Genomic DNA, 11,465 nt, shown 5'->3' on the forward strand with positions numbered 1-11,465 from the left:
TCGCGCCCTGAGGCGCCGGTTACTTCGCGCCGACGGCGGCAAGCTGCTTCTTGCGCGCCGAAATGCGCTCGCGCTTCAGCCCTTCCGCGATGAGGAAGGCAAGCTCGAGCGACTGGCTCGCATTCAGGCGCGGATCGCAATGGGTGTGGTAGCGGTCGCCGAGATCGGTCTCGGTGATCGCCTGCGCGCCGCCCAGACATTCGGTGACGTTCTGCCCCGTCATCTCGAAATGGACGCCGCCCGCATGCGTGCCTTCGGCGCTATGAACCGCCATGAAGGCCTGCACTTCCGCGAGAACGCGATCGACCGGCCGGGTCTTGTAGCCGTTCGACGCCTTGATCGTGTTGCCATGCATGGGATCGCAGGACCAGACGACCTTCTTGCCCTCGCGCGTGATCGCGCGAATGAGCGCCGGCAGGTGCTTTTCGACATTATCCGCGCCGAAACGGCAGATGAGCGTGAGACGCCCCGGCTCGTTCTTCGGGTTGAGAATGTCCGTCAGCCGGATGAGTTCGTCGGGCTCGAGCGAGGGGCCGCATTTGAGGCCGACCGGGTTCTTCACGCCGCGCAGGAACTCGACATGCGCGTGATCCGGCTGGCGTGTACGGTCGCCGATCCAGAGCATGTGCGCGGAGGTGTCGTACCAATCGCCCGTGGTCGAATCGACGCGCGTCATGGCCTGCTCGTAGCCGAGCAGCAGCGCCTCATGGCTCGTGTAGAAATCGGTCGTGTGAAGCTGCGGCTGGCTCGCGCTGTCGATGCCGCAGGCGCGCATGAAGTCGAGCGCCTCCGTGATGCGGTTCGCCAGTTCCTCATAGCGCGCGCCTTCGGGGCTGTCCGAGACGAAGCCCAGATTCCAGCGATGCACGAATTCGAGATCGGCATAGCCGCCCTTCGCGAAGGCGCGGATGAGGTTCAGCGTCGAAGCCGACTGCGAATAGGCGCGAAGCAGCCGCTCCGGGTCGGGCACACGCGCCTCGGTGGTGAACTCGATGCCGTTGATATTGTCGCCGAGATAGGACGGCAGCGTCACATCGCCGATGGTTTCCGTCGGCGAGGAGCGCGGCTTGGCGAACTGGCCCGCAATGCGGCCGACCTTCACCACGGGCGACGAGGCGGCAAAAGTCAGCGCCACAGCCATTTGCAGCAGCACACGGAAGGTATCGCGAATATTGTCGGCGGAGAATTCGGCGAAGCTCTCTGCGCAGTCGCCGCCCTGGAGCAGAAAAGCACGGCCTTCGCAGACCTCTGCCAGTTCGCGCTTCAGCTTTCTCGCCTCGCCTGCAAAAACGAGCGGCGGATAAGAGCGCAGCCGGCCCTCGACGGCCTTCAGGGCCGCCTCGTCCGGGTAAACGGGCAGATGCTTGGCCGGTTTCGACCGCCAGCTATCCGGTGACCAGTTTTCCGCCATGTTCGTCACTCCGAAACGCAAGAACGCGCACCCGGCCCCTTTCGCCCGGCGCGTCGCCCGCTCTCCATATGGAGCCGCGGTTTATAGGCCACAAGGCCTCTAAATGGAAGTCTAACCCCTTGATGCGCCTCGAAACAGCGCGAAACGGAGTTAATCCGCGGCCTTGGCGGCGGGGGGCTGCCATTTTTCCCGGAGCGTCACCAGCTCCTCGGCGGCCGTCGGGTGGACGGCCACAGTGGCGTCGAACTGCTTCTTGGTAGCGCCCAGCGTCACCGCGATGCCGACCGTCTGGACAAGCTCGCCCGAGCCCGGCCCCATCATGTGAACGCCGAGCACGCGGTCCGTCCGCGCATCCACGATGAGCTTCATGAAGGTCTTCTCGTCGCGGCCGGTCATGGTGTGCTTCATCGGGCGGAAGCTCGTCTTGTAGATATCGACCGCCTCGAAGCGCTCCCGCGCCTCATGCTCGGTGAGCCCCACCGTGCCGATCTCGGGCTGGGAGAAAACGGCCGTCGGGATGATCGAATGATCGACGGCGGTCGGATTGCCGTTGAAGACCGTCTCGGCGAAAGCATGGCCCTCGCGTATGGCGATGGGCGTCAGCGCGACGCGGTCCGTGACGTCGCCCACCGCATAGATGTTGGGCACACTCGTCTGCGAAAGCGCATCGACCTCGACCGCGCCGTTCTTCTTCATCCGGACGCCCGCTTCCTCGAGGCCGAGCCCCTCCGAATTCGGCACGCGGCCGGTGGCATACATGATGAGATCGGTTTCGACGACGGCGCCGTCGCGCATGGTCGCCAGATATTTTCCGCCCCTGCGCTCGATCGCGGCGATGTCCGTATGCGTGCGCAGATCGACGCCCTTCTTGCGTATCTCGGCCATCAGGCCGTCGCGAATATCCTCGTCGAAGCCGCGCAGGATCTTGTCCTGCCGGTAGGTGAGCATCGTCTCCACGCCGAGCCCGTTGAAGATGCCCGCGAACTCGACCGCGATATAGCCGCCGCCGACGATGATCATGCGCCGGGGAAGCTCTTCCAGATGGAAGGCCTCGTTCGAGGTGATGGCATGCTCGATGCCGGGCACGGTATGCGGCTTGAAAGGCGTCGCGCCCGTGGCGACGAGGATCTTGTCCGCCGTCACATCGCGCCGCTCGCCGACGAGATGCACCGTGTGCGCATCCTTCAGCACGGCGCGCGAGGCGATGATCTCGACGCCGGAGCGTTCGAGATTGCGGATATAGATGCCGTTCAGGCGATCTATTTCCTTGTCCTTGTTGGCGATCAGCGTCTTCCAGTCGAAGCTGGCGGGCCCGACCGTCCAGCCATAGCCGGCCGCGTCCTCGAACTCTTCGGAAAAATGGCTCGCATAGACGAAGAGCTTCTTCGGCACGCAGCCGCGAATGACGCAGGTTCCTCCGACGCGATATTCCTCCGCGACCGCGACCTTCGCGCCGTAATTCGCGGCGATGCGGCTCGCCCGCACGCCGCCCGAACCGGCGCCGATCACAAAGAGGTCGTAGTCATATTTCCGCGTCATGAGGCGCTCCGCAATTTATCCGGCTTCTATCATATCGACACCGGATGCGGTTCCTACAAGGGCCGCCGTGGCGATGCCTATGAACAACCCGGTCTCGACGACGCCGGGAATGAGGTTCAGTTCGCGGGCAAGACCGTCAGGGTCCGGAATGGAGCCGAAGGCGCAATCGAAGATGAAGTTGTTGGAATCGGTGAAGAACGGCACGCCATAGCTGTCAGTGCGGCGAACGATCCGCCCGTGGCAATCATGGGCGCTGGCGATCTCCGCGATGCGACGCGATGTCGCCACGGCACCGAAGGGAATGACCTCTATCGGCAGCGGAAAAGCGCCGAGCGTCGCAACGCGCTTCGAGGCATCGGCGATCACGATCATGCGGTCGGAGGCCGTTGCCACGATCTTCTCGCGCAGCAGCGCGCCGCCCCCGCCCTTGATGAGCCGGAGAGCGCCGTCGAATTCGTCGGCGCCGTCGATGGTGAGATCGAGATGCGGCGTATCGTCGAGATTGGTGAGCGGAACGCCGAGTTCCCTGGCGAGCTTTGCCGTGCGCTCCGAGGTCGGCACGCCAATCACCGAGAGCCCCTGTCGCACCCTTTCGGCCAGTACGCGGACGAATTCCTCCGCCGTGGAGCCCGTGCCGATCCCGAGTTTCATTCCATCTTCGACGAAATCGAGCGCGCGGACGGCCGCCGCCTTCTTCTGTTCAACAGGTGTCACGTCTTCAAAGCCCCGCCATGGCGACATATTTCACTTCAAGGAATTCCTCGATGCCCCACGGCCCGCCTTCGCGGCCGATGCCGGATTCCTTGTAGCCCCCGAACGGCGCGACCTCGGTGGAGATGAGGCCGGCATTGACGCCGACGAGCCCCGCCTCGAGCGCCTGCGCAACGCGCCACACGCGGCCGATGTCGCGCGAATAGAAATAGGAGGCAAGGCCGAAAGGCGTGTCATTGGCGAGCGCGATCGCCTCCTCCTCCGTCCTGAAGCGGAAGATCGGTGCCACTGGGCCGAATGTTTCCTCATGCGCGAGCTTCATATCGGGCTTCGCATCCGCGATGACCGTCGGCTCGTAGAAGGAATGGCCGAGCGCGCTGCGCCTGCCGCCGATAACCACGCGCCCGCCCTTCGCCACCGCATCGGCCACATGCTCCTCGGCCTTCTCGACCGCGGCCATGTCGATGAGCGGGCCCTGCGTCACGCCTTCCTCAAAGCCGTTGCCCTGCTTCATGGCCTTGACCTTCGCCGCGAGCTTCGAGACGAAGGCATCGTAAACCCCTTCCTGCACGAGGAAGCGATTGGTGCAGATGCAGGTCTGGCCCGTGTTGCGGTATTTGGACCCGACCGCGCCCTCGACCGCCGCGTCGACATCGGCATCGTCGAAAACGATGAAGGGCGCATTGCCGCCAAGCTCCAGCGAAACCTTCTTCACCGTCGATGCGGCCTGCTCCATGAGCTTCTTGCCGATCTCGGTCGAGCCGGTGAAGGTGATCTTGCGGACGATGTGGCTCGTCGTCATCTCGGTGCCGATCTCGCCGGCCTTGCCGGTGATGACGCTGAAGATGCCCTTGGGAAGTCCCGCCCGTTCGCCAAGCTCGGCGAGCGCGAGCGCGGAAAGCGGCGTCTGCGACGCGGGCTTCACCACCATGGCGCAGCCCGCGGCAAGCGCGGGGCCGGCCTTGCGCGTGATCATGGCGGAGGGAAAGTTCCACGGCGTGATGGCCGCGCAAACGCCGATCGGCTGCTTCAGCACGACGATCTGGCGGTCGGCCGACGGGGCGGGAACAATAGCGCCATAAACGCGCTTCGCCTCCTCGCCATAGAATTCAATGAAGGACGCGGCATAGGCGATCTCGCCCTTCGCCTCGGCCAGCGGCTTGCCCTGCTCCGCCGTCAGGATCGCGCCCAGATCGTCCTGGTTCGCCATCATCAGATCGAACCAGCGGCGCAATATGGCGCCGCGCTCCTTCGCGGGACGGCGGGCCCATTCCTTCTGCGCCCGCTCGGCCGCCTCGATGGCGGCGCGCGTTTCCTTCGCGCCGAGCGAGGGAACGGTCGCGATCACCTCGTCACTCGAAGGATCCGTGACCTTGATCTGCGGCGCGCCCTCGCCCACCCATTGCCCATCAATGTAGCAAAGCGTTTTCAGGAGACTCTGGTCTTTCAGTCGCGCGGCAAGCTTCATGGGAAAGCACTCCTTGGCAGACTTCTTGCGCTGAGACAGGTGTCTGGCCCAAACTGATGTTTAAGGCTGGAACAGCCTTCCTCCTAGTTACCACTCGCCGCGATATGCGAAAAGAGGCGGCCGCCAGAGGCCGGTCATTTCCCGAGGGCCGCGAATTCCATGGATGCCGGAAAATTCTTTTCCGAGACCTATGACGAAGCCCGGGCCCGCTTTCTCGAAGCCGCGGCGATGGCGGGCGCGCGGCTCGCCGCATATGAAAACCCGATGGCGAAAGGGCCCGGCGGCACAAGGCTTTTCCTCGATACGGCCTGGTTCGGCCCGGAGGACGCCGACACGGTTCTGCTGAACATATGCGGCACCCATGGCACTGAAGGCTTCGCGGGATCGGCGGCGCAGCTCGCCTGGATCGCAAGCTGCGGACCGCATGACCTGCCGCATGGGGCGGCGGCGCTCCTCGTTCATGCGGTCAATCCTTTCGGCTTCGCCTGGGGCCTGCGCGGAACCGAGAACAATGTCGATCTCAACCGCAACTTTCTCGACCACGGCGAGCCCCACCCGGAAAACCCGCTTTACGAGGAGATTCACCGGTTTCTCTGCCCAAGGTCGCTCGACCCGGCATCGATCCAGAGAATGCTCGTGGCCGGGGCGCGTTTCATCGGCAAGCACGGGCAATGGTCGCTCGAGGATGCGGTGAGCCGCGGCCAATACACGCATCCCGACGGCTATCACTATGGCGGCCTTGCGCCCGAATGGTCGAATGTCACGCTCCGCGACATCGTGAAGCGCGATCTCGCGCAGGCGCGGCGCGTCGCCTTCATCGACTGGCATTCGGGACCGGCGGGCGATGGCGAACTCATCCACCTCTGCTTTTCCAATCCCGCGGGCCCCGAATTCGCCCGCGCGGCCCATTGGTGGGGCGAGGACGCGCTCGATCCCGCCACGGTCAACGCCATGTGGGGATCGAAACGGCCGTCGCGCCGCGGCATCATGTTCTGGGGCCTCGAAGAGCAGCTTGCGCCGCACGCCCGCCTCACCGGCGCGGTCATCGAATTCCGCTCCGCGCGTCACAAGCCGAACCCGGCGCAGGCGCTCCGCGCCTCGCTGCTCGAGCGCTGGCTGCGCTTCGAGGGCGGGCTCGACGCGCCCGAGGCTCGGGCCTATCTCGACGAAATCCGCGAGGACTATGCGCCGCGCCGCAGATCCTGGCAGTACAATGTCATCGGCAATGCGCTTTCCTGCTATCGCGCGACGATCGAGGGCATGGGGTCGTGGATGGACGAGCGCGCCCGGGCGGCGGACTGATCAGTCGAGCGCAAAGTCGTAGCGCACTTCCATGAGGCGCGGATAACGCGCATAGCCGACGGGCCGGCGCGCGGTCAGCCGCCCGTTCATATGCTCGTAGAAGCGGCGGGCCGGCGCATTCTCTTCCAGAACCCAGAGATGCGCCCGCGCATGGCCGAGACACGCGACCTCGTCGAAAGCGCGATGCAGCAGCTCGCGGCCGACCCCTTGGCCCCAATCCGCCTGCCGCACATAAAGCGTCGTCACCTCATCCGCCCTTGCATGCGCGAAGCCGACCGGCATGCCCGCCTGCTCCGCGAGCCAGGCGATGCCGGTCTGAAGCGCGCGCGTCCACTCGGCTGTCGAACGGCCGACATCGAGCCCGTCGAGAATGGGTTGTGGAAGGATGCCCGGATAGGCTTCGCGCCAGCAGGCGACCTTGAGCCGCGCAATCAGGGGTTCATCCTGCTCGGGCCAGGCCATGCGCAATTGATATCGCGTCAGGACGCTCATGAGAGAAGTATGGCTGAAAGGCCGATCGAAGCCGATTGAAAAATGTGTCGCGCCGGGTGCGTCCCCAAGGAGGCTTGCCAGCACGCACCCCCCATGCGAGACAGACCCGAGGGCCGTGCCCCGCGCGGGATCGCCCCTCCAGCCGGTTGCCTTACTCACGGATCGTCATGTCTCGCCCCACCATTCTCTTCGATCTCGACGGAACGCTCGCCGATACGGCGGCGGATCTTTGCGAAACGATGAACGTCATTCTGGCGCGCCACGGCCGCAGGCGCGTCTCTGAGGCCCGCGTGCGCCATCTCGTCGGCGGCGGCGCGAGGCTGCTGATGGAGCGCGGCTTCCGCGAGACGGGCGAGCCCGCGAGCGAAGCCCTCATCGACCAGGCATTCGACGAATTCATCGCCTATTACAGCGAACATATCGCCGATCACACCGTCCTCTGGCCGGGCATGGAAGACACGCTGAAGCGCCTCGACGAGGCGGGTGCGCTTCTCGCCGTCTGCACCAACAAGGCCGAGCGCCTGTCGCGCCAGCTTCTCGAAAAGCTCGCCATTGACCGCTATTTTCCGGTCGTCATCGGCGGCGACACGCTGCCCGTGAAGAAGCCGGACCCCGAACATCTCTTCGAGGCGGTCCGGCTTCTCGGCGGCGACCGGGGCGCTGCCGTCATGGTCGGAGACAGCGAGGCCGATATCGGCGCGGCGAAGAATGCGCGCATCCCGTCGATCTGCGTGAGCTTCGGCTATACGCGCGTGCCGGTGAGCGAGCTTGGCGCGGACATCGTCATCGACCATTTCGACGAGTTTCCCCGCGCGCTGGCCACGCTGATGCCATCGCATTTCGGCGACTGGAGCCGAGGCGGCTAGATAATTTTCAGCCTGCGCTCGCCATCGACCAGCTCGATATCGGCATATTCGCAGATGCCCTCGCCGCGCTGAAAGACGCTGACGGCGATGAGCCAGACGCGGACGATCCGCCCGGGCGGCGTGCCGACGGCGCGGGCGTAATCCGCCTTCACGGGCCGCGCCTCGGAGAGCCAGCGCCCCAGATCGGATTTTTGCGAGCGCAGCACCCAATGCGTCTCGACCTGATCCCAATAGGGTAGCGGGCAGCGGAAGATCGTGCCCTCGGCGAGCGAACTCGACCACATATAGGTGAGGTCCTGCCCGTTCTCGAACTCGACCGCGATCGAGAGATAATCATGCGTGGGCTGAATATCCTCCGGCAGGTCGCAGGGCAGCCGGTCCGTCTTCCAGCGCCAGCGAAGCTCGGTCGTGTCAGTCAGGGGGAAGTCCGCCGGAAACTGGAGGATGCCGACATCCTCATTCGTGTGGCAGCAGATGCGATGCGCATCGGCGTCCTTCACCTCGCGGTAGATTTCGCCCTCGCCGAGCCGCCAGAGATAGCGCCAGCCCTCGGGCGGCCGCACCGGATTGCGCGCGCGTTCGAGCGCCTCTGCGACAAGCCCCTCATGGTCGCCCGCTCGCGCCAGCGCCTCCAGCCCCTTGAGAGCGCCGTTCTTCCAGACGATGAGGCAGACATCGAACGCGCCCGAAAGCCCGGCACGCGGAAAGGCCGGATCGAAGCGGCCCTGCTCATCCGCCCATTCGCCGGGCGGCTTCGCCACGACATGGAGCGGGCCGCCTTCCGCCATGCGCAGGCTCGCCGCCGCGCTTTGCGTCTTGCAAATCGTTCCGTTCGCGCCCGCGCGAAGCCAGACACCGATGCGCGGCCCGAAGCGCATGTCGAGCGCCTTCGAGGCCCAGAGAGCGCCCGCCGCAATCGCCGTCACCTCCTCGCCGGGCGCGACTTCAAATCCCGCCTCGACCCAGCCCTGTTCATCCGGCTTGAGCGAAAGGAGCCGGAACTCCCTGATTTCGGCTGCGGCCTCCGGCGCTGCCGCGAGCTTGCGCATGGCCTGCGCGAATGCCGGACCGCCCTCGGGGCCCGCCGGTGCCGGCCGGAGCGCGCGCATGGCGCCTCTCGCGGCAAGCCGCGCCAAAGTCGTTGCGGCCCGCAGGCCCGCGCCCTTCGCCATGTTCCTCTCCCCGCCCGTTATTGCGCCCTTTTTATGAGCGCCAGCATAATGCCAGCACCCCGGGGAGCAAGCTCCAGCCTTTTGCCGCTTTGCGGGGCGCGGATGCTGATAGGCTTCGGGCGGATGATTTCGGGAGGCGAGCCATGAAAATCGAAGACCATATTCTCGGCGCGGTTCTCGATCCGATCCGCTGGGTGTCGGGTTCTGCCGATTTCGCGCATGCGGCCGCCGCATCGCTCGACCGCGTTTTCGGCGCTCCGAAGGCGGTCTTCGTCGACCGGCGGCGCAGCGCGCCGCTCACCCGGCGCGCGAGCCCCGAGGACGTCTATTTCATCAACTGGCCTTCATGGTGCAAGACGCATTATTGCGAGCGCTTTCAGGCGCTGGACCCCATCCGGCGATGGCTCACCTCCGCGGCGGCGACGCATGACGAGGATGTCGTCTGCCTCTCCGATCTCGTTTCCTCGCACCGCCTCGAAAACAGCGACTATTTCCATGACATGCTGCGGCCGAGCGGCGCGCGCCATGTAATGACGATGAGGATCCATGACGGCGCCAACATCGCCGGTCTGCTGAGCCTCGTGCGCGACAGCGCTGCGGGCGACTTCACGTCTGCGGAGCGGCGGCTTGCCCATGCGCTCATACCGGCGCTCGATATCGCCTATGAAGTCGCGCGCGAACGCGCGGGCCGCCGCGCCGCTGCCAACGACCGGAGCCCGACGCTCTGCGCACTCACGCCGCGGGAGCAGGAAGTCGTGCGGCATGTCGCCAGGGGCCATGCCAACAAGGAGATCGCGCGCCTGATCGGCGCGAGCCCCTGGACCGTCAAGAACCATCTGCGCGCCATCTTCGGCAAGCTCGGCGTCCGCAACCGCACCGAGCTTTGCGCGCTGGTGACGTCGCTCGCGCCCGACGATCAGCCGTAGCGAGCCATCAGATCCTCTGCCGCCGCCAGCCCCGACCAATGCGACTGGCCGACCGTGCTGTTGGTGAGGTAGTCGCCGCAAAACGCCACGCGATCGAGCGGCCCGAGATCGCGGAACGCCTTGATGCGGCCAATATAACCCTTCGGCCTCTTGCAGATCGCCTCGGGCTGGCGGGAGATGAAACGGTCGGCCACGCTGGCGCCCGCAAGCTCCGGCAGCACGTCGACGAGATCGCCCCATGCGATGTCGAGCAATTCGTCATCCGTCGCATCCGCATGCTGGCGGCAGCCCCAGTCCTTCCATTGCGAATGGGCCAGTGTGCGGCCATCGCCGAGATCGACGAACCTGAAATTCCCCGTCCGCCTGAACCCGTCCGCCGCCGGAAGCGCATAGCTCGTCGGCAGCGAGCCCTTGGGCCGGTCGAGCAGGAAATAGGCGATGTGGTGGCCCGAATATTCGATGCCCTGAAAGAAGCTCCGCCGCGCCGCATCGAGTTCGGGCATGATCGTGGAAACGCGCGTCCCGGGCACCGCCATGACGAGCGCATCGCCGGAAATCGTTTCGTGCCGGTCGCCGCATTTGGTGACGATGCTGACGGCCTCCGCATCGTGATAGACGGCATGGACGTGATGGCCGAGGCGATAGTCGGTGCCGCTGTCTCGCGCGAAGAATTGCCCGAGTTCCCAGGTGATGCGGCCCGCGCCGCGCTCCTTGAAGCTCCAGACATGGTTCGCCCAGGCAAGCCGCCCCGACGCTCCCCACAGAAGCCAGGCGAGAGAGAAATCGTCTTCGCCATAGCCACAGAAGAGCCCCATGCAGGGCTCGAGAAAATAATCGACGAAGGCGGGCGAATAGCGGCGGAAATATTCGCAGGCATTCACATGATCGAATTCGACGCTGCTCGTGATGTCGCGCGGGTCGCCCGCCACTATCTGCTTCACCAGCGCCGGGATCGTGGCAAGGAGGCGCGCCTTTTCCGTCAGCGGGATGAAGGAGTTTCTGGCGGCGTTGATGAGGTTGAATTCGCCGAACTCGACCACCTTCTCGCGCCCCACCAGCACGCTCCAGCTATGCGCCGCGGTGAGGTCCGACAGCGCCTCGGGCTCGTATATGCCGAGCTTGCGCGCCTGCTCCACGAGATTGGTCTCGGCGCCGAGAAAGGCGAGCGCCCCGGTCACGGCCCAGACGCCGTTCCACTGCACCGAGCGGCAGCGCCCGCCTGGCTCCTTGTCCTTCTCCACCAGTACGACCTGATGCCCTGCCTCGCGGAGCCGGTAGGCGGCTCCGAGCCCCGCGATTCCGCCTCCGACAACGATGACCCGCACGCCCGCTCCTCCGCCCCTGACAAGGGCAGAATCCTATTTGGGCGGATCTCGCGTTCCTATAGTGCGCATGGGCTATTGCCCCGCCTCGCCGCCGGAGAGCGCCGCTTGACTTCCAGATTGGCCACGGCTTATAGACACGCTCCGGCCCGGAGCCACGCTCCCCGGGACGCGCGGGCGGTTAGCTCAGTTGGTAGAGCACTGTGTTCACATCGCAGGGGTCACTGGTTCGAGTCCAGTACCGCCCACCATTTCC

Annotated in this window: 10 protein-coding genes and 1 tRNA gene; 4 read left to right on the forward strand and 7 right to left on the reverse strand. The window is 65.4% G+C overall.

Annotation, left to right across the window (positions count from 1 at the left end; translation table 11 throughout):
* Nucleotides 1–19: 19 nt before the first annotated feature.
* From PKA57_RS07325 to PKA57_RS07340, 4 genes are all read right to left on the reverse strand, one after another.
* Nucleotides 20–1,411, reverse strand: coding sequence for a 3-deoxy-7-phosphoheptulonate synthase class II (locus tag PKA57_RS07325; protein WP_324299035.1), 1,392 nt, complete (start codon nucleotides 1,409–1,411; stop codon nucleotides 20–22).
* A 150-nt stretch (nucleotides 1,412–1,561) separates the two neighbouring features.
* On the reverse strand, nucleotides 1,562–2,950 hold the full coding sequence (gor, locus tag PKA57_RS07330) for a glutathione-disulfide reductase (protein ID WP_324299037.1): 1,389 nt from the start codon (nucleotides 2,948–2,950) through the stop codon (nucleotides 1,562–1,564).
* A gap of 15 nt (nucleotides 2,951–2,965) precedes the next feature.
* The gene (rpiA, locus tag PKA57_RS07335) at nucleotides 2,966–3,664 is read right to left on the reverse strand and encodes a ribose-5-phosphate isomerase RpiA (RefSeq protein ID WP_324299039.1); all 699 of its coding nucleotides are present in this window, start codon (nucleotides 3,662–3,664) and stop codon (nucleotides 2,966–2,968) included.
* Between the two features lie 4 nt (nucleotides 3,665–3,668).
* Nucleotides 3,669–5,129: an NAD-dependent succinate-semialdehyde dehydrogenase gene (locus tag PKA57_RS07340; protein ID WP_324299041.1), complete on the reverse strand. Its 1,461-nt coding sequence runs from the start codon at nucleotides 5,127–5,129 to the stop codon at nucleotides 3,669–3,671.
* 159 nt (nucleotides 5,130–5,288) lie between these two features.
* Here PKA57_RS07340 and PKA57_RS07345 point away from each other — a divergent pair, with 159 nt between their 5' ends.
* The gene (locus PKA57_RS07345) at nucleotides 5,289–6,431 is read left to right on the forward strand and encodes a M14 family metallopeptidase (RefSeq protein WP_324299043.1); all 1,143 of its coding nucleotides are present in this window, start codon (nucleotides 5,289–5,291) and stop codon (nucleotides 6,429–6,431) included.
* Here the strand turns inward: PKA57_RS07345 and PKA57_RS07350 are convergent, their stop codons facing one another.
* Nucleotides 6,432–6,893 carry a GNAT family N-acetyltransferase gene (locus tag PKA57_RS07350; RefSeq protein ID WP_324299045.1) on the reverse strand — a complete coding sequence of 154 codons (462 nt, stop codon included), beginning with the start codon at nucleotides 6,891–6,893 and terminating at the stop codon, nucleotides 6,432–6,434. It abuts the gene before it with no gap.
* Between the two features lie 197 nt (nucleotides 6,894–7,090).
* Between PKA57_RS07350 and PKA57_RS07355 the strand changes: the two genes are divergently transcribed.
* Nucleotides 7,091–7,789 (forward strand): HAD family hydrolase, encoded by a 699-nt coding sequence (locus PKA57_RS07355; protein WP_324299047.1) that lies wholly within the window; start codon nucleotides 7,091–7,093, stop codon nucleotides 7,787–7,789.
* On the opposite strand, the gene PKA57_RS07360 is transcribed toward PKA57_RS07355, so the two are convergent.
* Nucleotides 7,786–8,961: a DUF3047 domain-containing protein gene (locus PKA57_RS07360; protein WP_324299049.1), complete on the reverse strand. Its 1,176-nt coding sequence runs from the start codon at nucleotides 8,959–8,961 to the stop codon at nucleotides 7,786–7,788. The two genes, PKA57_RS07355 and PKA57_RS07360, sit on opposite strands and share 4 nt — an antisense overlap.
* Before the next feature lie 143 nt (nucleotides 8,962–9,104).
* Here PKA57_RS07360 and PKA57_RS07365 point away from each other — a divergent pair, with 143 nt between their 5' ends.
* Entirely contained in the window at nucleotides 9,105–9,887 is a 783-nt protein-coding gene (locus PKA57_RS07365) for a LuxR C-terminal-related transcriptional regulator (RefSeq protein WP_324299051.1), read from the forward strand.
* On the opposite strand, the gene PKA57_RS07370 is transcribed toward PKA57_RS07365, so the two are convergent.
* Complete coding sequence (locus PKA57_RS07370; protein WP_324299053.1) at nucleotides 9,878–11,212, reverse strand: FAD-dependent oxidoreductase; 1,335 nt, start codon at nucleotides 11,210–11,212, stop codon at nucleotides 9,878–9,880. The genes PKA57_RS07365 and PKA57_RS07370 overlap by 10 nt on opposite strands.
* Before the next feature lie 172 nt (nucleotides 11,213–11,384).
* Here PKA57_RS07370 and PKA57_RS07375 point away from each other — a divergent pair.
* Nucleotides 11,385–11,460, forward strand: a tRNA-Val gene (locus tag PKA57_RS07375).
* The last annotated feature ends 5 nt before the right edge of the window (nucleotides 11,461–11,465 follow it).

It is taken from the genome of Parvibaculum sp. (assembly GCF_035325945.1).
GTDB lineage: Bacteria > Pseudomonadota > Alphaproteobacteria > Parvibaculales > Parvibaculaceae > Parvibaculum.